Below are 21,358 nucleotides of genomic sequence, written 5' to 3'. Positions count from 1 at the left end.
GAAGGTGATTCGCCATGATGGACACGATACGGCAAATAAACCGGTTGATGCTGCTGGTTTGCGCGCCTTTTACCGGAATCATGATATTCCTGCTGTTCGCCCCCATGTCCGTTGCACTTCCTGAGCAGGAACACATTGCCGCCAACGGATGGACGATGCCGGATAGCGTGCAGACGGCCGTAAGCCAACTGGACCAAGCGATCGAGGCCGCCGCTTTGACCCGGTCGACGATCGAGAAGCATTACGAGCTCTATTCCAAGAGCGCGGCCGAAGCAGCCGGTATGTCCCGCACGGCCGAGCTCGCTGCCCAGCGACCCAGGATCATTTTTGACGCCAGGATCGGGCTCAAGCTGGGAGGCCATGCGATTCGATCCACATCAGGCCCCAATGCGGATATAAAGCTGTACTCCTTTAACGAACGGAACTATAAAGCGTATGCGCTTAAAGTGGATTTAAAATCGGATAAAGCGATGCAAATGGTGCTGGGGCAGGATAAGGTCGGCGGCAGCGAGACAACGCTTGAGGCCGCAAGCCGCTATGGAGCTACAGCCGGGGTCAATGCCGGCGGGTTTGCCGACGACAGCCGCAGCGGCAGGCGCTATCCGCTCAGCACGACGATGTACAACGGCAAATATGTCTACGGGTTCGAGCCAACCTTTGCAGACCTGGCATTTATCGGGCTAAGCAAGGACCGCAAGCTGATCGGGGGCAAATTCACGAGACAGGCGGATTTGGACAAGCTCAATCCAAACTTCGGGGCGACCTTTGTCCCAATCCTTCTTCAAAACGGGAATAAACAGGCCATTCCGCAGCAATGGCTCACTTCTCCCGCCCGTGCGCCGCGGACGGTTGTCGGCAATTTTAAGAATGATCAATTGCTGTTCCTGGTTACCGACGGCTACGATGAGAAAGGGAATTCGGGGGCTACGCTGCCCGAGCTGCAGGACAAGCTACTTTCTTTGGGAGTGAAGGATGCTTACAATCTGGACGGCGGAGGTTCTTCCAGCCTGATTTATGAAGGTCAGGTCATTAACAGGCCTTCGGACAATGGACGGCTCAGAAAGCTGCCCACCCACTTTTTATTTTTCAAATGACCTTTTACCATAGCTTCCACCATTTCCTGTTCAGCAATACCGGCTGTAAAGTACGGATCTCCAACCGGCTGATCAAACGTTCAGTGTTGTCTTTGAGCTCCTCCGCCAAAGTATCGTTCAAGTGAGCAGATATCGCGGCGTAGGCGTTTTTGAGTCCGAAGGGCCTGTCGTTTATATTATGTGCATCGGATGAAATCATATGGACCATCCCCTGCCTGCACCATTCCAGGCACAGCTTTTGCAGCTTGCGCCCGAATCGTCCATCGACGGCATGTGAGGTCAGCTGGGTCAAAGCTCCCCGTTCCAATAACCGCATCAGTACGGACGGAGACGACGCCAATTCCGCATTCCGCTCCGGATGAGCGATAATGGGGGTAATGCCCAGGACTATCAATTCATGAATCATCTCCTCCGTGTAGGAGGGGACCATGCCTGATGGAAGCTCTAACAAAAGATATTTTGACCCGGATAATGTGATGATTTTTCCTTGTTCAAGATCTTCTAGTAAGCCTTGGTGAATCCGAACTTCTTGCCCGGGCAGCACCTCCAAAGCGATCCGGTGCTCGCTAAGCGCCAGGTTGAGGGCCTGAGTGCGTTTTTGGATCTCATGCCCGGGATTATCATATCTTCCGTTGGCATGGTGAGGAGTCGCTATGACGGCCTTGATTCCTTCTTGGACAGCAGCACGCGCCATCAGGATGGCTTCCTGCTCATCCTGCGCGCCATCGTCGATTCCTGGCAGAATATGCGTATGTATATCGATCATGATCTCCATTCCTTCTCCATACAAATGATTTTCAGGAAAGATGTTCACATATTTATAAGTTTTCTTTTCTTGTACCGTTGGGTATAATATGCAATGGGAGGTGCAATAGCGATGTCAGCCACGTTCTGGATTATGATTCTAATCTTATTGATGTTCATCACCGCAATACTTACAGCAGCCTATAATGATGATAAAACCAAAGGACTATGATCGAAAAAGTAGTATCGGCCTGTTGCCACACGGGTTGGTGCTATTTTTTTACTTTTTAATCCTTTTTACGGGATGCAGATGCCCATCGCTTTTTCAGTTGACTGTAGATACATATTGTATCATACTATTAGTTACTAAACTACATCCCTCATGCGGTCAAAACTACAATGGATTCATATTACCGGTTTGATCATGATTGACAGACTTTAGCACTTTGGTAAATTCAACTTTTTTTAAAGTTTGTGCCTGAGTCCAAGCCCATTCCGGCTGCTTCGATTGATTGTTCAGCATAAATTGGGAGCTGATCCCCAATTGATCTAATATTTTAGCAACATCGATGTTGATGATTTTTTTGGATTCCGACACCTTTTCAACACTCCGTTTCTATTAACAATTATCCCGAATGATGACCTCTCTTCATAAATTGGAAGAAATATAGGATATATTTCCTCCTCTTGTTTAGCTTACCAAATCTAGCGTTACAAAATAGTTACAAAATCCAGTTATTCGTTATCGATTATTAACTATTCTTTTATTTTTACATGAAAGTTTACTATAATCATATTACGGGTCCCAGTTCTTAAAGTCTGCTTCTTGGAATGTCGGAGGACTTTCATCGCATGAATTATATACAAACCGGCGATATTCAATCTTATTATGAATATTATGAATCTGCATCTACGTCTTCAACAACCATTGTATTTATTCATGGGACGGGGCTCGACAGCAGCTATTTTCACTATCTTATACCGATCTTAAGGCAGCAGTACTCCATACTGCTTTATGATTTGAGAGGCCATGGACAAAGTGAAGACGGCGGCAAGGCCGCAACTATAGAATTGCTCTGCGATGATTTATTATCGTTGGTTCAAGCCTTAGGTCTTCACAACCTTGTGATCGTCGGTCACACATTCGGGGCAAACATCGCTGTTCATTTTGCCGATAGGTATGAAACGCTTATCGAAAGTCTGATATTGATTTCGCCTCAGGCTTTTTTGCCGCTGCCTCCGTTGGCCAGTGAAAAGGAATTGCGGGAAGAGCTGGCAAAAGCTCGAACATTGGATAAGTTGGGAGAATTCATGGTTCAGCGTTTAACCGTAAAGCATAAAGACCACTCGATAGCAAAACGGATCATTCAATCCTATGCCCGGCTGCCCGTTAAAATGTATATGAATCATATAGAAATCGCCTGTCAATTCAAGCTCGAGCATTTGCGCCGGATTCATAAGCCTGCATTAGTATTATCCGGCGAATCGGATCCTCTGTTCCCGCCTTCTTTCACCAGCCTTTATAATTCATTTCTTCATCATTCCAAGTTCCTCATTGTACCGGACTCATCGAATATGGTTTTTTTCGATCAGCCGGCGGTTACCGTGGAGTGGATCATGAAGTTTATTCAGAGGCCGAAAAGCATTAGAACGGATACTTATGTTTTTACTGACAGGTTCCTGCAGCTGCTTATGCTGGAGGGATATAACCGGCTTGTCGCCCGGAATAAGGTATCCATTCAATGCATGGGCGGCTTTGAAGTCCAAATGAACGGCCGGGTGATCCGGGAAGGCTGGAACACCCGATATGCCAAAAATATCCTGATCTACCTGGCATTTCGCAAAACCGCAACAAGGGAAGAGCTGTGCGATATGCTTTTTCCGGAGATGACCGCCAAAAAAGCGCTTGGCAATCTCAGGGTGTATCTGAATCATTTTGCGAAGCTGTTTGAAGCCCGCCCTGAAGAGCCGCCATGTCTGGCCATTGACCGGGATTCGATTTATTTCAAATGCGCCGTTGAATGCGATTTGGCGGATGTCATGGAGGAAATGAACCGGAGCCTGGAGGAGAAGGATTCCATGCTGAAATATGCCATGTGCAAGCTGATTCTGCCGCGCGCCACCCAGCATATTCTGCCGGGCTGCTTTGACGCTTTTTCTCTCTCCTTAAAGGAGAAGTTTGCACAGGACTGGGAAAAACTGGCCATATGGGCCGCGGATTACTGCTGTAAGCTGGAGCAATTTGAGGAGGCCGCCCAGTTTATCCGCAGCTGTCTGCATTCCTATCCCAATGATGAAGGCTTAATCGAACGCATGGTAGCGATTCAAAAATTAACCAATAATAAAAAAGAACTGCGTAAATGGACCCGAAAGAAAAAAGCATCGCGCCCCGATCATTCTCGGGAGACGTGATGCTCTCTTCTATTCTTTATTTTGTTTCAATAATTGCATTTCACCAAGACACTCCGCACAAATATGCCGTTCTCTGAATTCGCTCACCAGTTCCATTGATCCGCAAAAGACGCAGCGCGGACGGTATCTCTCCAGAATGATATGATCTCCGCTAACCAAAATCTCTACAGGATCTCCCTCATTCATTTGATACCGTTTACGCAAAGACTTCGGCAGCACGATCCTCCCCAATTGGTCGACTTTTCTAACAACACCTGCCGGTTTCATGATCTAGTCACCTCGCTTATCGATAACTGTCTGCTATTTTACTTTATACAGTTCGACGCCTATGAGGGAATTCCTTCCGTCTTGTTCATTTCAACCCTTGAAAGCCGGTTTGCCTCAGTCCCTCATATAATATGATGGCCGCAGAATTGGATAAATTCAGCGAACGAACCGCTTCTGTCATAGGCATCCTCATCAGTGCCGTTGGATGCTGCTCCAAAATCTCGGCGGGCAGCCCCTTCGTCTCTTTGCCGAATACCAAAAAGTCTCCATCCTGAAATGAAAACTCCGTATACAGCTTGTCCGCTTTGGTCGTTGCAAAGAAAAAGCGTGAATCTTTGTACTTATCCTTCACTTCCTGGAATGAATCATGATATTCGATATTCACCGCGTGCCAGTAATCCAGACCCGCACGTTTTAACGTTCTGTCATCCGTATTAAATCCCAGCGGCCTGACCAGATGAAGCCAGGTTCCCGTAGCAGCGCAGGTTCTGGCGATATTGCCGGTGTTTGCGGGTATTTCGGGTTCAACCAATACGATATGAAATGCCATTTGTCTTGAGTCCACTCCTCTTTCAACGTCAACCACTAGACTACTAGATCTTTGTCAATTTTAACATACATTTTACGCTTTCTTAATACAAGGATGATCCAGTGATGCCATAATACAAATATCAAGTGCACATAAAAAGGAGACTCTCGAATGTTGAAGAAAAAAATTCTTGTCGTTGACGACGAACCTTCGATTTCGATGCTCATTGAATTCAACCTTAAATTGGTTGGCTATGATGTTCACTGTGTCTATGATGGAGAATCCGTATTCAGTGCAATCAAGGAATATCGACCGGACCTTATTGTTCTTGATCTGATGCTGCCCAAGGTGGACGGTTTCCAGGTCTGCCGCCGGCTTCGCTCCCAAAATAACCTGGTTCCTATTATTATGCTCACCGCCATGCATGATCTTTCCGACAAAATTGCAGGACTCGACAACGGTGCGGATGACTACATGACCAAGCCCTTCAGCCCGCAGGAGCTGATCTCGCGTATCCAGGCCATATTGCGCCGCTCCCAATTGCTCCCGTCCGCAGGGGAAGATACCCCGGTCACCATCGGAGAAATCGAGATCCTTCCGGAGCAGCGTGAGGTGAAAGTAAGAGACGAATTCATTGAACTCACGCCCAAAGAATTCGACCTGCTCCTGTTCCTTTGCAAGCACCGCGGCAAAGTACTCAGCCGGCAGCAGCTGCTTCACGGCGTTTGGGATTATCATTTCCTGGGGGATACGCGCATCGTCGATGTCCACATCAGCCATCTGCGCGACAAAATCGAAAATCAAGCGCGCAACCCCGAATATATTGTAACCATTCGCAACGTCGGATACAAATTGATAGAGCCTGCTGCCAAAGAATCTTTGGCCTAAAAGCAAAAAAGAGCACCGCCCTTATCGGCCGGTGCTCTTTTCTTTATTCTGATCCGGGTCACCTATTCCACAATGACATTGATCGTCACATTATTGGCAACCCCCGTGTAATTCGTCAGGGTTCCCGAAACGGTGATGTTTCCGCTCTCCAGCGCACTTCTTAATTTCCCGACGGAAACACCATCGCCTTGAGGATCAAAGGCGGTGCCGAGCAGCTCTTTTATTGTCGCCTGAGCTGTACCGTTTGAAAAGTGAATCCTTTTGGTAATTCCGGCTTCCGTTATCGCAAGCGTGTCGGCATTGCTTGAAGCATGGATCAGCAGACTCTCCAGCATCTGGGAATCATCCAGGGATTTGCTCAATGTGAATGTAATGGTATTCCCGGATGTGATGACTGCCGGTTCGGCATTCCCATCGATGACAGCGGCAGCGCCTATTAACGTAGGCACCGAGTCATTATTCCCCTTGATGATGGTTAAAATGACGGGAGATTGTTTTCCATTCGTATCGCTCAATACCCCGCGCACCGTAATGTTTCCATTTTGAAGCAGCTCTCTTAGCTTTTTGACAGATACGCCATCGCCCTGCGGATCCAATGCGGGGCCGAGCAATGTTGCGACCTTCACCGTTTGTTGGGTACCGCTGGCAAAGGATATTGTTCTGGATTGCCCGCTTTCGGAAAACGTTAGAGCTTCGGCGCCACTGGAAGCTGCGACCGTCAGGCTGGTGAACATGTCTGTATCCTGCAAAGCATCGTCTATAATGAAGGCAATGTAATTGGGCACATTCGTGTGAATCGAAAACGCTTTGCCCCCAATAACGGCGGATGCAGAGGTGATTTCCGGAACCGGTGCACTCGCAGGTTTGACGATTTTCAACTTGACTGTGGATTTATTGCCTGTCTTATCGGTCAACTCTCCTGTCAATTCGAGGTTTCCTTCGAAAAGATGCCTTCTCAATGTGCCGACGGAAACACCGTCACCCTGCCGGTCAAAATCAGGGCCAAGCAGATCGGCTACGCTCACATGAGCAGTCCCGTTCTGGAACGTTACCGTTCTGCTCACACCGGATGACGTAACGATTAATTTGTCTGTGTCCGATGAAGCAACAATCGTAAAATCGGTTATCATATCCGCATTGTTCAAAGCGTGATCCACATTGAATGTGACCTCATTATTCGTTCCGATGACGAGAGGGACGGACGCTTCACCGATCTTGACAGATCCCGAAATAATGACCGGCGGTTCGGTATCTCTAATAATTCCACCGCCACCACCGCCGCCGCCACCGCCGCCAATGATGCCTCCTCCTCTTGGCCTGCCCAGTTCTTCAATTTTTTGCTCGGCATCCGCCAGCTTACTCAGATTTGGAAAGTCCTTGTCCGTTGCCCCCAACTTCCGCGCCGCCTCAACTTTAGCCCTGGCCTCTTCCACGGCCGCTTTATCATCGATCGTTAATTCTGAAGCATCGGGTAATGCCGCGATGGCCTCATTGGCCGCTTTCACTGCCGCTGCCAATGCTATCGCCGCTTCCAGCTGCTGGACTTTGCTCTTATACAACGCCTGATTTAATTTAAATTCATAAGCCAATCTCGCCAGAGCTTGCCTGTCGGCGGCATCCAGCGGGCTAAACCGCAGTGTTCCATCCCCGTTATCGATCCCCTTCAGGAAGCCGATTTTGAATGCCAAAGAAACATGCGGCCTCGCCCAATCCGAAATCTGACCGACATCGGAAAGAGAAGCATCAAAAGGCAGCTTCACCGCCAGTGCTTCCAGATTGAATGCGCGGATAAAAAATACGGCCAATTGCTCTCTGGTCACAGGGCTATCTGGTGAAAACGTAGTCTGGGATGTACCGTTCGTAATGTTTGTATTGAGAAGTGCTCCTACATATCCTTTGAACCATGAATTTGCGGGAACATCGGCAAACACATCGGCGGACGCCCCGTCTTCTTCCAGTCCCAAAGCAAGCACCAGGACTTTGGCAAGATGTGCCCGTGTCATCGTTTCACGGGGTTTGAAGGTGCCGTCTTCGTAGCCCGAGAGGATCCCGTCCTGCACTAAGGACCGGATTTCTTGTGCGGCATAGGAATCGGCAATATCGGAGAAAGGATACGAATTCTCCGCGGCCGTTCCGGCTGCCGAGTCGGGAGCTTCCGTCTCTGCGGAATTTGCGGTGCTTACACTGAACAGCGAAATTAACAAAGCAACGATTAAGAGGACGGACAGATGATAACGAACCGTTTTGATATTCATGGAATACAAGCGGCATTCCTCCATTTTCTTGATTTAGATTTTTATAAAAGCTTTCAATACAAAACACTATGGGTTAAATACAAGTGTCAGTTGTTTTGTCCCGCCGGATTGAAGGGTGACGGTGGCCGGAATACTCAACGCCGTTCCTCCCGCCAGCGACCTTAGCGTGCTGACCGATACGCCGTCGCCCTGCGGATCGGCACCTCCCAATATTTGGCTTACATCAATATGGACGGTACCTTGATCAAATGCAATGCTCTTCGTCATTCCCATGGCGGTAACGGAGATCGACTGGACATCAGGGGAAGCCTGAATGGAAAAACCGGTAAAACGATCCGAATCTGCAATCGAGCCTGGTAACGTAAACGAAATCACGTTGTCTTCTCCAATCTCGGCAGCAATACGCTGTCCGCCGATATTTGCAAATGCGGACTGAATCCACTGCCCGCTTTCAGGCTGGGAACCCGACGACTCCAGATCAGTTATTTTGGCTTCGGCCTCTTGCAAAAGGTTCAAATTAGCGAAATCCGTATCGACAGCGCCTTTGGATTTGGCCGCTTCTACTTTTTCCCGAGCCTCTGTTACCGCCTGTTTATGACTCAAGGTGAGCTGATCCACGGAAGGCAGAGCCTCAATGGCATCTACCGCCGCTTGAATCTCCCGGACCGGCAGCGCTCCGGTTACGGTTACACCGGAATCCCGACCCTTATAACTTAATGTATAAACAGTCCCTCGCGTCTGGGTGGACGTCGTGAGTACGATGACCTTGCCCCCGCTTCCCTCTTTCAGCGAAGCGTTCTGTACAGTCAGCCCGTTATCAAAGGCAAAATCGCTGCTGCTTACTGTACTGACGGCAAGGTTGAATGTAACTTCCACCGTGGTTTGATCGATTGCGGTCAATTGTTGAACAGCAATGCTTCCAGGCGCGGTGGTTGAGCCTGTACCTCCGCCTGCACTTGAACCAGGTGGTGTCTTCGGCGCTCCCGTACCCGATCCGGCAGGACCGGAAGGCTCCTTCGCGATGCGGTTGGCAGCCTCTATGAAGGAATCGCGGTTAAAATTAAACTCGAAAGCCAATCGGGCCAGCGCTTGTCTTTGCGTATGTTCGCCCGGAGCAAATCTCAGAGTCCCGTCCGCATTAGCGATCCCCTGAATGAAGCCTATATGATAAGCCAAAGCAACATAAGGTTTTGCCCAATCCGACACCTGATCTATATCCGTAAAGGGCACCTCAAGAGCCAGCTTGCCGGCTTTGTCTTCCAGACCAAACGCACGTATAAAAAAACCGGCTATTTGTTCTCTGGTCACGGGTTCATTCGGAGAGAACGCTGCTTGTGAGGTCCCTCTCGTAATTCCTGATTTCGCCAATGCTCCTACGTAACCTCTATACCAGGCATCCTCCGGAACATCTTCAAACTCTGACGCCGCCTCCGGATCTTCGGCAAGCTTTAAGGATAGAACGAGAATTTTGGCGAGATCGGCGCGGGTTACAGCTTGGGCTGGCCGGAATGTTCCGTCTTCATAACCGTTGAGGAATCCCGCCTCTGCCAAACGCGAAATTTCTGCTGCTGCATAGGATTCATTCAAATCACTAAAAGCTACATTGGCACTAACCTCGGCAGTTGCAACCATACTCACTAGGGCAGACATCAAAAAAGTACGTTTCCATAAGCGGCTTTTATACCCCAAAATATCAAATCCTCCTCCATCCAAAGCTTATCTATGTATCTATATGATACAAAATGTATCATATTCTCGCTTTTTTTTCCACCATTTATTGTGAATTTTTAATAAATATTTATTTTGAGGCAGCTTATTGCCTTTAAGATTATCGATACAATTAGTATCGGAAGTGATGATAAAAAATGCCGGGAAGCTCTTTCTCCGGCATTTTTAAGCGAATGTTCTTATCCGTTGCGTTTTTGAAAATCAACCATAAATTCTGCCAGCGCCTTGCAGGCCTCATAAGGAACGGCATTGTATGTCGATGCACGCAGTCCGCCAACGCTGCGGTGTCCCTTGAGTCCAACGAAGCCGTGCTGCTCCGACTCTTTAATAAACTGCTTCTCCAGCTCATCGTCTTTCAGACGGAAGGTGATGTTCATGATAGAGCGGCTGCCAGGATCTACTACGCCGCGGTAGAAACCGCCGCTTTGGTCAATCGCTTTGTAGATGAGGCTCGTCTTCTCACGATTGCGCTTTTCCATCGCGGTCAATCCGCCGTTGTCCCTGATCCACTTCAGCACCAGATTCACCATGTATACCGAGTATACCGGCGGAGTATTGTATAAGGAATTATTCTTCACATGTGTTTCATACCGCAGCATCGTCGGGATATTTTTAGGCGTATCCTGAAGCATGTCTTCCCGCAAAATGACGACCGTCACGCCCGATGGCCCCAGATTTTTTTGCGCACCTGCATAAATCATGGCGAATTTGGAAACATCGACAGGACGGCAAAGAATGTCGCTCGACATATCGCCGATGAGCGGAACGCTGCCGGTATCCGGATACTGCTGATACTGGGCGCCTTCGATCGTTTCATTCGAAGTAATGTGCAGGTAAGCCGTGCCGGGATCCAGTGCCAATTGACTTACATCCGGAATACGGGTAAACTTGTCGGCTTCCGAGCTGGCCACGATCTTCGTTTCACCGAACAGCTTCGCTTCCTTGAGCGCTTTATCCGCCCAAGACCCGGTATGAACATAGCCGCCCACTTGGCCGGCTTTCAAGAAATTCATCGGAATCGCAGCAAACTGCGTGCTTGCCCCGCCCTGCATAAACAAAACCTTGTAGCCGTCCGGGATCGCAAACAATTCCTTAAGCAGGCTTTGTGTTTCCGCATTTAACTGTTCGTACTGAGAGCTGCGGTGGGAAATTTCCATAATGGACATACCGATTCCCTGGTATTCCACTAGTTCTTCCTGCGCCTTCTGAAGCACTTCCAAAGGCAGCGCCGCGGGTCCCGCATTGAAATTGTATGCGCGCTTAGTCACTGATTTCACACCTTCGCTTTTTCATAGGATATACGCTATGATAGCAAAGTTCGTCACGCTTCATCAAGTATTTGTTTACAGGATTCATCAGATTGCCCTACTTTGCAAAGCATAAGGTTATAAAATAGTAACAAACGACAAAAAAAGAGGTGTATCCCCTATGATCGAACCGCGTTGGTTTGTCGCCATCCCTATTCCTGACGAAATACGAACCGTCCTGAAAGAGAACATGGACGTCATGAAGAAACCGTATGCTTTTCAAAAGTGGGTCCATCCCCAAGATCTGCATATCACATTGAAATTTTTGGGAGCGGCCTCAGCGACAGCCCGCCGTCAAATCGTGCAAAGCTTAACCGCACTTACCTCGTCTTTCCCTGCTTTTGACCTGCGTCTAAAAGGATGGGGGACTTTCGGCCGTCCCGCTTCCCCCGGCATCCTCTGGGCAGGAGTTGGAGGCGATCTGCAGCGTCTGTTTGCTCTGCAGGCCGGAGTCGAGCACGCAGCGCTCCAGGCGGAATTTGAGCGTGAAAAGCGCCCTTACAGCCCTCATATCACTCTGGCACGAAGATATAATGGAAAAACTAAATTCCCGTCGGATCCATGGACAGCCGAGTCCGCAAATCCCGATGCCTCCCTGCATGCATGGCAGGTACAAAAAGTGGTCTTGTACCGGAGCCATTTGCACCAGAATCCGATGTACGAAGAAATAGAGTATTTTCCGCTGGTTTATGGCAATAAGGGCTAAAGGGTATTTAATTGTTCACATTGGGGGCACAGGTATACGGCTAAAATAGGAAGAGATACAATTCTAACATTCTTAATCAATACATGATTACATGAACCGCATACAAAGTCCATTCCATTCTCCGTTCCTTCAAAGAAAGGGCTGAGGTCTTTGTCAGGTTTCTGTAAGACCGGAAAAGTAATCTTCTCTGGGTACTCGACTATCGTCATCTTTCTTTCCCTTGGTACTTTTTTCACAATTCTTGGCGGCATGATACATCTACCTTCCCGGTTTAGATACAATTTGTAACATAATTTTAGCCAATTTAGTCGATTTTATCAATAGTTTAATGGTAGATTTTCACTAAAATAGCATATAAAAAGAAACATTTAGTATCAAAGAAGGGGGGCTCTTATCTTAATCTATAACGAATCATAGGATTTCATCGCAGACCGTACGCTTTGGAGATCATATAATGGGTACAAAAGACTTAAATTTTTATTCAAATTTAACCAAGATATAACAAATTCATATTGTCCCAAAATGTAAATTCGTATATGATAGGTTCACAACCACCATAAAACGAGATAATTGGCAAAACCATTGAAAAATGGTGACGCAAAGCTATAGGGGCTACCTTGAGCTATTCGCTTCAACATGCCAGCCAGTTGCCGAAAACCGGCTTCCGTTGGAATGATGTGGGACTAATGGGAAGGGGTTGGAACATGAAGAACCTAATGAAACATGATGTAAAGGACCTAATTGATCAGGATGTACAGGAATTAGTGAATTGCTTGCATCTCCCGGAAAATGAAATATTGGAACGATTTTCTTTCACCCATGAAGGGGAGATCTTGTCCAATGAAAATGCAATGAGGTTTATCCTTTTTCTAAAATCCGAATTGTTAAAAGAGTGCACCGGATGAGTGCACTTTTGTTTTTGTTCACAACCGTCAAGTCTGTATTTCATCTATAAAGCGGCGAGATTTACTAAGAGTCTGCGACGGCTGGGTTTTCAGATCGGATTCTATCAGATGATTTATATAATCTCCACTTACCAGATAAGGCAACCTTGTACCCAAATTTAAGGATACCAGTATTTTCTGAACGTCAATTTCAATTTTATTATTCATTATTTGACCACCCGATTAATAGAATCTTCATAAACCGTCTGTTGAACACTGGCTGTGTCGGTCTGCACGTAGCCGCCAGCCGCAGAAGCTTGATTCTCAAAATGCTTTTTCCCAAACACGATAACCGCGATATTTGCCACGAACAACAGCACTACGATGGACCATTTGAAAAAGTTCAATTCCGCATACCTCCGATATAGGTTTACAGAGGTAACCTTACCAGCTTTATACTAAAAAGTAACTCGAAGGATGTCGGTAGAAAAAAAAGATTTATAAATTAAACCATTTTGACTATCATAGGCTGGCATTTCTTCATAAAGCCGAAACATTATGTATCTAATCCGTTGGAATTATAGTAATATGATACTAAATGGTGCATGAAGGGAGAAACGAGACGTTTGTCGATTTTATGGGGGATCATCCTTGCCATTGCCGCTTGTTATCTGCTGTTTATTTTTCCGACTCAATGGTTGAAGGTGGAGAAAGTCAGACACTCGCTGGGATTAAACATAAAAATATTACAAATCAGCGATATGCATATAGAACGGCTTCGGATTCGTCCCGAGCAATTAAGAAGGGTCATACAACAGGAGCGGCCGGACTATCTGTTCCTTACGGGAGATTATACAAAGCTGGAAGCGTACCTTCCTTTATTGAAGCGTTATCTGAACGTGTTCCAAGCAAGCGGCATCCCTGCCTTTGGCGTGCTCGGAAATCACGATTATCAACAGCGGAAAGTGAGCAAACTCATCAAGCTGCTTCAGCAAAGCGGAATCCATCTTCTGCGTAATGAATCGGTTCGGCTCCCCGGGTTTGAACTCATCGGGATCGACGACTACGACAGCGGCAAAAGTCGTATCGGCGAATCCTTTCATGGAACAAACACCGGCCGCCCGCGCATTGTGATTACCCATGACCCTAATATTGTACTCGAGATGAGGGAGCGGTTTGATTATCTTATGGCGGGGCATCTCCACGGCAAGCAATTGAATATCCCTTTCTTTTATCGGCTTCGACCAATGGGAAAGCTGCCTGCTATGGGAATTTATAAGGGGCTGCATCGAGGGCCATACGGAACCTATTATATCTCCAAGGGGATGGGGCAGACTGGAGTCAATGCTCGTTTTCTTGTCCGAAGCGAAGTTACTTTGCACTTTTTATAAAGCCCCTTATACCAACTAGACCGCCTAAGCATGACTGTTATATTGGCTCAAACAGCTCCTGACCTCGTCAATACTTAAGCCGGAGGCCCGTACCTCCCTTACCAATTGAACCCATTCCTTCTCCAGATATTCGACCTCACACTGTCCTTCTTCTCTAATAAGGTTATGAATATCTACACTAAGAACTACAGCAATTTTGTGTAAAAACTCGATGGAAGGATTATGTTGAATATTTCTTTCGATGGAGCTCAAATACGATTTGGCCACTCCAGCCCGGCTCGCAAGTTCCGAGAGTGACAAACGCTTTTTCTGCCTCAGTTTTTGTATACGCTTTCCAATCATAATATCACCTTTAAATTAGATAAATTAGTATCCATTGATTTTAGTCAACTGTTTTGCAATCGACTTAGCGCCTTGGATTGTGCTTGGCTTTTGAGCGATTCATACTCCTGCTTCCACGCGTTCGGTCCGGTATCGTTTAAACCGGCATCGCGCAGTTCTTGTTTTGCGTTCTGAATAATACGATCGACTTGCCCGCTGCACCGTTTCTCCGCATCAGCTATTTTTTTGAAATATTTGTCCTTGATTGTTTGAAGTGCATCATTATCCAATTGCTCCTGATCATCCATAGCTGCCGAAATTTCATTTACGATCCCGTTAGCTTCAGCCTGGCATGTATTCTTGAGCTTCTCCAGCTCTGCTCTATATTTGTTCTCGATTTCTGCCGTAATTCCTGATTTAGGATCCCGCTGGTTTGCAGAAGGAGCGGAAGGAGCAGCCTCAGGGGGAGCAGAGGTGGATTGGGTCGGCGGCTCTTCCGTACTGCTCTGCTGTTTCTTACGTGCTTCAAGCTCCTTTTTAATCTTCTTGCGCTCTTCCTCATCATAAACGCCCACTAATTCAATAGGATAGTTGGGGTCCAAAATAATGAGGTTTTTACCATATTTGCCGGTGATAGCTTTCAAGGCATCTATTTCCTGTTGACTGAGTTTTTGAAGCAGTAAATCCCGTATATGTTGTTTTTCCTCATTGTTCAGCTTATCGGTAGCCTGGCCAAGCAAGAAATAAATATCCCGCATGGACAAGCCCGAATTTAACAGAATCGCCGCTGCATCCATCGCATCCTGCTTGCTGATCGGTTTATTGGCGAATTCATTGGCTTTTTCCAGCGTATTCCCCAATATAGGAGATGTGCTTTCCGGTTCCTTCAATTTACCGTTGTCCTCTTGCACATGCTGACGCTGCACTATATCTTCAATCGTTGTTGAACGAATCATCCAGTACATGTAGCTAATGTAAATCATGAAACCAAGGGCGATTGCCAATAAGATCAGCAAACTCCATTTAAACCAACGCGACGGTCGTTTTAGAATTCCACTCAAACCGTATCACCACTTCTTTCTATCATTTGTTTGCATAAATAATAAGTCATGATTCCAAAGGCAGCCCCGCAAGTATCCAGGATAACATCCGATATCATCGGCGTCCTGCCGGCCGTATAGATCTGATGCATCTCATCCAAACCCGCGTATATCCCGCAAAAAAGAAGGGAAAGAACCATGTGTACTTTCGCCTTCCTGTGTATTATTCTTGCCGACAATCGGAATACAAGAAAACCTAAGACCATATATTCCATGATATGAGCCAGCTTTCGAATGAAAAACTCCATAAACGCGGCAGCCCCATTCTTATGCACACTGATCTCTTTCCCGCCATAGTTCAGCTGTACTCCTGAAAAACGCTCTTTCACGACTTGTTCTGCCTTACTATTTTGAAGCCATGGTTTCAGATCCTGCTTTTCATGGGGCTGGGCCGACATCAGGAAAATTACCGTCATCCAACAGAGGAGCGGAATCCAATGGTTCCAGAAGGACACGCTCCTTCTGCGTCTTTTCATTCTCAAACGTTACGCATCCTTTTCATTGAATTCACTGACTGAACGGCTTCATAAGCTGCGGAAATTAGCTCATTTTCACACACTGTCTTTCAATATCTGCCCAATTCATATATAACCGGACGATGTCCTCTTCTACCAGCTCGTTGCCGCTCTGTACTTCAATGATTTCCAGATCCGTAATGGCCCTTATACTGTGTCTTGCCCGTACCGGGATTTGAATTACATCTCCCGCGGCTACATGAATCAATTTATCATTAAGCACAAGTTCGCCTTCACCCGATATGATCGTCCATGCTTCACTTCGCTTCAGATGGAGCTGGTAGCTCAAGTTTTTCCCCGCATGTACTCCGATCCGTTTGGTTAACACTTCTTTACCGTCTTTTTTCGTGTAATCTAATACTCTATACCAACCCCAACGCCTTTCTTCGAACATAGGTCTTTGCTCAATATCCTTCATAATTTCTTTTATTTTGGCGCTAGCCGATTTATCTGAAACCAATATGCCGTCCGGACTAACAGCGACAACCAAATTGGAACAACCTATGATCGTTACCGGTATTTCCAACTCATTAATCAGATGTGTGTTCTTTGAATCCGCACTGATTATCCCGCTTCCTATTTGCTGTGTTTCAATCTCTTCCGTTAATGTATTCCAGGTTCCAAGATCCTTCCAGAAACCGTCATACGGCGCCACAACAATGTGTTTAGCCTTCTCCACTACTTCATAATCAAAGCTTAGTTTCGGAAGAGCATCATAATGCTTCACCAGCTCTTCATATTGAATCGGCAGCCCTCTCTGTATCAGCATGTTGATCACATAATCTAATCTAAATGCAAAAACCCCACAATTCCAAAGCGCACCTTGTTCAATCAAAAGTTTGGCTTGGTCTTCGTGAGGTTTTTCTCTAAAATGATCAACAGTCCTGTATGGTGTCAAGACTTCATTTTGCGATTTATCCGGAACGATATACCCATACTTTTCGGAAGGATACGTAGGCTTTACGCCCATAAGTGCTATATCCGCGCCTGAATCATGGACGATCGATTCCAACTCCTTTACTTTGTGGAAAAAGTGATCTTCTACGTAAGGATCGACAGGCAAAACCGTAATGACCTCCTGCAAACTTACACCAACAATAGAATAAAGATAGGTGGACATTAAGGCGATTGCGGGAAAAGTATCGCGGCGGTTCGGTTCACATACGACATTCACCTCGTGGCCCAGTTGGCTGTAAATCATTTCTACTTGTCCCAGACCGGTTATGATGTACGACTGGTTCGAAAGTCCGGCGGCGGATATCTGCCCCCAAACCCTTTGCACCATGGATTCCAATTCCTGGTTTGAATTTTTCAGCACTTTAAGGAATTGCTTCGATCTGGAATCGTTGGATAATGGCCAAAGGCGTTTGCCTGAACCTCCGGATAATAATACAAGTTTCATAGAATCCACTCCTCTGATTTTAAACAATATAAATAAAAACTGGGCTTGCACAAAAAAGCTGCTTCCTTTTCTATGTCGAACAATGTCTTCGTTATGTCATGAGTCATGGAGCAACGGACTCCTGCTGCTGCATATTTATTTCTCCATCCAATTTCGCCGATGGATATTTATAGGTCCAGGTTAGATAATAGTTCGAATTCTTACCATAAGAATTATCTAACAATATATTTTCCTTATCCAAAAGACATGCTAATATATGTCCATGAAGCCTGGAAGTTCTCACTTTATGGTACGTACTAAAAAACTTGACCGATTTACTCACCAGATAATCAGCGTATTTATACCAAAACGGTTGTACGGGAAGTATATTGCCAACAGCACGATCCATTTTATGCAACTTCATAAACATTCTTGTTATTTTTCTATCGAGTGGCGTCAATAATGTTGACCAATCCTTTTGGTCATGTGTAGAACTTACATCCTTTTGATACGAATGATTGATTTCAATATCGGTTCTCAGAAAATGAAGCTCTTCCTTTTCCGCCTTGCCGGTTGGTTTCATTGGCCACAAGTGATGGGCCATATCAGGACATAAATACACGAAACACTTATGAAACTTTTTCTTTGCCATTTCATAGTTGTTTGCGTCTCTTACAAAAACATGCAAATCCTTATGCCTATTGAATATGACTGCTGTTTTATTGAATTCATTTTCGCTTTTGAAATAAATCGTTTGGGGCAGGATGACAATACGGTGCTCCGGATAATTGTCGATAATATATTCCCTTAATGACTGATGCTGTAAATACATGTCTCCAAGATTGCCTCCGCCTTGAAGTACGATTGTCCACTCCTTGGGAATATACATCCCTTTTTTAAAATTAATACAACTGAACCTTGCTTTCACCTTATATTGGTTATCCCTAAAAAACGCCTCTGTTCCTTTCATGATCAGCAGATCGCCAACGTTATTATAAACGGGGTAATCAATATAACAAATTTCTGTTTTTGGAGGGACTACCTTTAAAATTTGTTTGAGTTTTTCCTTGATCTCCTGCATAGGGTGTATGGCATTCATACAAGTCCCCTCCTCTTTAAATTAAGTACACTTTTCAAGTATTGATAATCATCTTTGTTGTATATTACTTGTTTAAGGGGAATTTTCAAAACGATGGGGAACGAAACCAACGTTATGGCCAGCCGAATCATCGCTCCGGTTAACAAAGCGATACTTATTCCAATCAAGCCCCAGATCGGAGCCAGAATAAAAAACAAGCCTACCGTTACGATTAAAGCAATGGCTTGTCTTACAACAATTAATCCTGGTCTGCCAAGTGCATTAAAAGCCTGTGCCAATATCCATGATCCTCCTCCGATCACACACTCCCAGGATAATAGATAAAATATGAAGCTGGAACTGATAAAATCTTTTCCGAGAAACAGCTGAATCAGAAAGGGCCCCAATAAAATAAAAGGAATGATAATCATGCCCATGATGATCATTGAGATCCGGAAGCCCCTGCTCACTTTGGTAACAATATCGGATTGATCCAGTCCTGTCACTTTCGGAAATATGACATTGCTGACCGCGGTTTGCAATACGTTAAATACTCGGGATAACGTAAAAGCAACAGAATACAGGCCGAATTCGCGGGGGGTAAGCAGAGTAATAATAATGATTTTGTCCAGCTGCCCTGAGAGTACTCCCAACAGTTCCAGGATAAAGACCCTAAGACCATAACGTGTAAAAGGAACAAGCAGCGAGTTGTTCCATTCCCATTTCCATTTATCTTTGATCTCGCGAATCATTAGGTAGATCGCCCATACAGTCACTAGGAAACTAACCAGGAAGTTATTGAGAATCGCAGAGTAAACCGTAAGTTTACCTAACTGCCACAACAAAACAAGTCCTATAATATTAAACGTAGGAACGGAAAACCGAATCAGATTGTATATTTTGAACTTGTCGAGACTCTGAAAAACCGCCAATAAAAGATTGGTTACCAACAGTAAAAAAATATGAAATACAATTAAAGATTGTGATAATTCAATAATGACAGGCGGATATTTCGCCATCCAAGCCGGCATCTGCCACCAGGCGATCCCGCCTACAACAACACTTGCCGGGAATTGAATAAATACGGAGTATAACAGATAAGTTTGTATATTATCTTTGCCGCCCTTTTTCATATGGTAGATTAGTGAATTGGGCAGTCCGAGATTAATTAAACTGGATAAGAAACCCGGCCAAAATAACGCCGCCGCTAACACTCCTCTTCCTTCAACCCCCAGCATTCTTGCTGTGATTACAGTAGTTAATACTGTAACCGCCAAAATAAATACATTGAAAAACATCGTTTGAACGATGGTGCCGAACATGCCGTTCCCAAAAAATTTGGTTCTTCTTGATAGTAAGCTCATCACACACTCCACAAGAACTTAATATAATCCGTCATTTTACTCTTTCGATGAAATCTGCAATATGACTCTGATTCACGTCAGGTCTGCCGATCGAGTAATAATTCAATCCGGTCTCTTCGATGCGTTCCTTGGCATACACGTTTCTGCCGTCAATAAATACCGGCAGCTTCATCAATTTTTCTATGTTTTTCAAGTCAACTTCTTTGAACTCGTTCCATTCGGTCAACAAGCAGACGCCATGGCAATCGATGGCTGCATCTGTTATACTGTCACACCAAACAATGTTCTCATGGTTGACAACTTTTCTAAAGTTATTTATTGCGATCGGGTCATAAACTTTGATTATACAACCTTTCTTGATTAGTGTTTCAACAATTTCAATAGACGGAGCATCTCTTACATCATCGGTATTGGGTTTGAATGCTAATCCCCAAATCCCAATGGTTTTGGAAGAAAGGTTCCCCAATAGATCTTCAAGTTTATTAATGACATTGAATCTTTGATGTTTGTTTACTTCGACAACGGACTTCAACAACTTAAATTCATAATTGGCATTTCCGGCAATCTGAATTAATGCTTCCGTATCTTTAGGAAAGCATGATCCGCCGTAGCCGATCCCGGCATTTAAGAAGGATGGACCTATACGTTTATCCAGCCCCATTCCTTTGGCAACAAGTGTGACATCGGCGTTCACTTTTTCGCAAATATTTGCTATCTCATTGATAAATGAAATTTTAGTTGCGAGGAAGGCGTTGGAGGCATATTTGATCATTTCCGCGCTTCGAATATCTGTAACGATAATCTGGTCCGTGAGAGTTGAATGCAGTTCCACCGCTTTTTGTTCCGCCGGCTTGCTATCCGTTCCAATGATAATGCGATCCGGATACAAGGTGTCCTTAATGGCGGATCCTTCTCTGAGGAATTCGGGTACAGAAACGACGTCAAACGGATGTTCTGTCAATTCATATATCATTTGTGCGATCTTTTCATTGGTTCCTACAGGAACCGTACTTTTGGTCATGATGACTTTATATTCGTTGATCGCCAGCGCAATTTCTCTTGCTGCCTGCTCTATATACTGTAAATTCGCCTCACCGTTTGGCAATGATGGAGTACCGACTGCAATGATAATAATCTCCGATGCTTGCACCGATTCAGACAATTCATTAGTAAAAGACAGACGTCCGGCTTTTACGTTTTTGTCTATAAGTTCTTTCAAACCCGGTTCATAAATGGGTACCTCGCCGCGCTTCAGCATCTCTATTTTCGTTATGTCTTTATCAACACAAATCACCTTGTTTCCAAGTTCAGAAAAACAAACGCCGGAAACAAGGCCAACGTAACCTACACCTATCACACTTATATTCATATAAACACCCTCTATCCGTTTTTGT

The 21,358-nt window shown here is 45.5% G+C and carries 20 protein-coding genes and 1 riboswitch; of the genes, 5 read left to right on the top strand and 15 right to left on the bottom strand.

Annotation, left to right across the window (positions count from 1 at the left end; all coding sequences use genetic code 11):
* The first annotated feature begins 17 nt into the window (after positions 1-17).
* Positions 18-1,094, top strand: a complete 1,077-nt coding sequence (locus IJ22_RS01750) for a phosphodiester glycosidase family protein (protein WP_062410819.1) — start codon at positions 18-20, stop codon at positions 1,092-1,094.
* Positions 1,095-1,098: 4 nt separating this feature from the next.
* Here IJ22_RS01750 and IJ22_RS01745 read toward each other — a convergent pair whose 3' ends face one another.
* Positions 1,099-1,860 carry a tyrosine-protein phosphatase gene (locus IJ22_RS01745; RefSeq protein ID WP_062410818.1) on the bottom strand — a complete coding sequence of 254 codons (762 nt, stop codon included), beginning with the start codon at positions 1,858-1,860 and terminating at the stop codon, positions 1,099-1,101.
* A 372-nt stretch (positions 1,861-2,232) separates the two neighbouring features.
* Positions 2,233-2,436, bottom strand: a complete 204-nt coding sequence (locus tag IJ22_RS01740; RefSeq protein WP_062406803.1) for a hypothetical protein — start codon at positions 2,434-2,436, stop codon at positions 2,233-2,235.
* A 254-nt stretch (positions 2,437-2,690) separates the two neighbouring features.
* On the opposite strand from IJ22_RS01740, the gene IJ22_RS01735 reads away from it, so the two are divergent.
* A complete protein-coding gene (locus IJ22_RS01735; protein WP_062406801.1) occupies positions 2,691-4,250 on the top strand; it encodes an alpha/beta fold hydrolase in 1,560 nt (519 codons plus the stop codon).
* Between the two features lie 9 nt (positions 4,251-4,259).
* Here IJ22_RS01735 and IJ22_RS01730 read toward each other — a convergent pair whose 3' ends face one another.
* Together IJ22_RS01730 and trmL are read right to left on the bottom strand one after the other, a co-directional pair.
* Positions 4,260-4,517 (bottom strand): AbrB/MazE/SpoVT family DNA-binding domain-containing protein, encoded by a 258-nt coding sequence (locus tag IJ22_RS01730; protein ID WP_054817108.1) that lies wholly within the window; start codon positions 4,515-4,517, stop codon positions 4,260-4,262.
* A gap of 85 nt (positions 4,518-4,602) precedes the next feature.
* Positions 4,603-5,067 (bottom strand): tRNA (uridine(34)/cytosine(34)/5-carboxymethylaminomethyluridine(34)-2'-O)-methyltransferase TrmL, encoded by a 465-nt coding sequence (gene trmL, locus IJ22_RS01725; RefSeq protein ID WP_062406799.1) that lies wholly within the window; start codon positions 5,065-5,067, stop codon positions 4,603-4,605.
* 150 nt (positions 5,068-5,217) lie between these two features.
* Here trmL and IJ22_RS01720 point away from each other — a divergent pair, with 150 nt between their 5' ends.
* Positions 5,218-5,934: a response regulator transcription factor gene (locus IJ22_RS01720; protein WP_054817107.1), complete on the top strand. Its 717-nt coding sequence runs from the start codon at positions 5,218-5,220 to the stop codon at positions 5,932-5,934.
* A gap of 62 nt (positions 5,935-5,996) precedes the next feature.
* On the opposite strand, the gene IJ22_RS01715 is transcribed toward IJ22_RS01720, so the two are convergent.
* The 3 genes from IJ22_RS01715 to serC all read right to left on the bottom strand — a co-directional run bounded on the left by IJ22_RS01715 (position 5,997) and on the right by serC (position 11,185).
* Entirely contained in the window at positions 5,997-8,189 is a 2,193-nt protein-coding gene (locus IJ22_RS01715) for an S-layer homology domain-containing protein (protein WP_235594320.1), read from the bottom strand.
* A 66-nt stretch (positions 8,190-8,255) separates the two neighbouring features.
* Positions 8,256-9,878: an S-layer homology domain-containing protein gene (locus IJ22_RS01710; RefSeq protein WP_062406795.1), complete on the bottom strand. Its 1,623-nt coding sequence runs from the start codon at positions 9,876-9,878 to the stop codon at positions 8,256-8,258.
* 218 nt (positions 9,879-10,096) lie between these two features.
* Positions 10,097-11,185 (bottom strand): 3-phosphoserine/phosphohydroxythreonine transaminase, encoded by a 1,089-nt coding sequence (gene serC, locus IJ22_RS01705; protein WP_062406793.1) that lies wholly within the window; start codon positions 11,183-11,185, stop codon positions 10,097-10,099.
* Positions 11,186-11,345: 160 nt separating this feature from the next.
* On the opposite strand from serC, the gene thpR reads away from it, so the two are divergent.
* Positions 11,346-11,930, top strand: coding sequence for an RNA 2',3'-cyclic phosphodiesterase (gene thpR, locus IJ22_RS01700; RefSeq protein ID WP_054817102.1), 585 nt, complete (start codon positions 11,346-11,348; stop codon positions 11,928-11,930).
* A gap of 562 nt (positions 11,931-12,492) precedes the next feature.
* Positions 12,493-12,585, top strand: a riboswitch (cyclic di-GMP riboswitch).
* A 456-nt stretch (positions 12,586-13,041) separates the two neighbouring features.
* On the opposite strand, the gene IJ22_RS01685 is transcribed toward thpR, so the two are convergent.
* Entirely contained in the window at positions 13,042-13,221 is a 180-nt protein-coding gene (locus tag IJ22_RS01685; RefSeq protein WP_054817100.1) for a hypothetical protein, read from the bottom strand.
* Between the two features lie 219 nt (positions 13,222-13,440).
* On the opposite strand from IJ22_RS01685, the gene IJ22_RS01680 reads away from it, so the two are divergent.
* Entirely contained in the window at positions 13,441-14,205 is a 765-nt protein-coding gene (locus tag IJ22_RS01680) for a metallophosphoesterase (RefSeq protein ID WP_054817099.1), read from the top strand.
* A gap of 24 nt (positions 14,206-14,229) precedes the next feature.
* On the opposite strand, the gene IJ22_RS01675 is transcribed toward IJ22_RS01680, so the two are convergent.
* The 7 genes from IJ22_RS01675 to IJ22_RS01645 form a co-directional block, all read right to left on the bottom strand.
* On the bottom strand, positions 14,230-14,547 hold the full coding sequence (locus IJ22_RS01675; RefSeq protein ID WP_062406790.1) for a helix-turn-helix domain-containing protein: 318 nt from the start codon (positions 14,545-14,547) through the stop codon (positions 14,230-14,232).
* 44 nt (positions 14,548-14,591) lie between these two features.
* On the bottom strand, positions 14,592-15,587 hold the full coding sequence (locus tag IJ22_RS01670; protein ID WP_145862485.1) for a hypothetical protein: 996 nt from the start codon (positions 15,585-15,587) through the stop codon (positions 14,592-14,594).
* A complete protein-coding gene (locus IJ22_RS01665; protein WP_074727348.1) occupies positions 15,584-16,102 on the bottom strand; it encodes a VanZ family protein in 519 nt (172 codons plus the stop codon). Before IJ22_RS01665 ends, IJ22_RS01670 begins: the two co-directional genes overlap by 4 nt.
* A 64-nt stretch (positions 16,103-16,166) precedes the next feature.
* Complete coding sequence (locus IJ22_RS01660) at positions 16,167-17,543, bottom strand: sugar phosphate nucleotidyltransferase (protein ID WP_062406784.1); 1,377 nt, start codon at positions 17,541-17,543, stop codon at positions 16,167-16,169.
* A gap of 103 nt (positions 17,544-17,646) precedes the next feature.
* Positions 17,647-18,621 carry a polysaccharide pyruvyl transferase family protein gene (locus IJ22_RS01655; protein WP_062406783.1) on the bottom strand — a complete coding sequence of 325 codons (975 nt, stop codon included), beginning with the start codon at positions 18,619-18,621 and terminating at the stop codon, positions 17,647-17,649.
* Complete coding sequence (locus tag IJ22_RS01650; protein WP_160327334.1) at positions 18,618-19,922, bottom strand: oligosaccharide flippase family protein; 1,305 nt, start codon at positions 19,920-19,922, stop codon at positions 18,618-18,620. Before IJ22_RS01650 ends, IJ22_RS01655 begins: the two co-directional genes overlap by 4 nt.
* 73 nt (positions 19,923-19,995) lie before the next feature.
* The gene (locus tag IJ22_RS01645; RefSeq protein ID WP_054817093.1) at positions 19,996-21,333 is read right to left on the bottom strand and encodes a UDP-glucose dehydrogenase family protein; all 1,338 of its coding nucleotides are present in this window, start codon (positions 21,331-21,333) and stop codon (positions 19,996-19,998) included.
* Positions 21,334-21,358 lie beyond the last annotated feature (25 nt).

This window comes from Paenibacillus naphthalenovorans (genome assembly GCF_001465255.1).
Classification (GTDB): Bacteria; Bacillota; Bacilli; order Paenibacillales; family NBRC-103111; genus Paenibacillus_G; species Paenibacillus_G naphthalenovorans.
The sequence above is the reverse complement of the archived record's forward strand: the minus strand, read 5'-3'. Positions and strand labels throughout refer to the sequence as shown.

Excerpts from the sequence above, each read along its gene's own strand:
- IJ22_RS01750 (WP_062410819.1), top strand. The coding sequence starts at position 18 with ATGGACACGATACGGCAAATAAACCGGTTGATGCTGCTGGTTTGCGCG.
- IJ22_RS01745 (WP_062410818.1), bottom strand. The coding sequence starts at position 1,860 with ATGATCGATATACATACGCATATTCTGCCAGGAATCGACGATGGCGCG.
- IJ22_RS01735 (WP_062406801.1), top strand. The coding sequence starts at position 2,691 with ATGAATTATATACAAACCGGCGATATTCAATCTTATTATGAATATTAT.
- IJ22_RS01730 (WP_054817108.1), bottom strand. The coding sequence starts at position 4,517 with ATGAAACCGGCAGGTGTTGTTAGAAAAGTCGACCAATTGGGGAGGATC.
- trmL (WP_062406799.1), bottom strand. The coding sequence starts at position 5,067 with ATGGCATTTCATATCGTATTGGTTGAACCCGAAATACCCGCAAACACC.
- IJ22_RS01720 (WP_054817107.1), top strand. The coding sequence starts at position 5,218 with ATGTTGAAGAAAAAAATTCTTGTCGTTGACGACGAACCTTCGATTTCG.
- IJ22_RS01715 (WP_235594320.1), bottom strand. The coding sequence starts at position 8,189 with ATGAATATCAAAACGGTTCGTTATCATCTGTCCGTCCTCTTAATCGTT.
- thpR (WP_054817102.1), top strand. The coding sequence starts at position 11,346 with ATGATCGAACCGCGTTGGTTTGTCGCCATCCCTATTCCTGACGAAATA.
- IJ22_RS01675 (WP_062406790.1), bottom strand. The coding sequence starts at position 14,547 with ATGATTGGAAAGCGTATACAAAAACTGAGGCAGAAAAAGCGTTTGTCA.
- IJ22_RS01665 (WP_074727348.1), bottom strand. The coding sequence starts at position 16,102 with ATGAAAAGACGCAGAAGGAGCGTGTCCTTCTGGAACCATTGGATTCCG.
- IJ22_RS01660 (WP_062406784.1), bottom strand. The coding sequence starts at position 17,543 with ATGAAACTTGTATTATTATCCGGAGGTTCAGGCAAACGCCTTTGGCCA.
- IJ22_RS01655 (WP_062406783.1), bottom strand. The coding sequence starts at position 18,621 with ATGAATGCCATACACCCTATGCAGGAGATCAAGGAAAAACTCAAACAA.
- IJ22_RS01650 (WP_160327334.1), bottom strand. The coding sequence starts at position 19,922 with ATGTTCGGCACCATCGTTCAAACGATGTTTTTCAATGTATTTATTTTG.
- IJ22_RS01645 (WP_054817093.1), bottom strand. The coding sequence starts at position 21,333 with ATGAATATAAGTGTGATAGGTGTAGGTTACGTTGGCCTTGTTTCCGGC.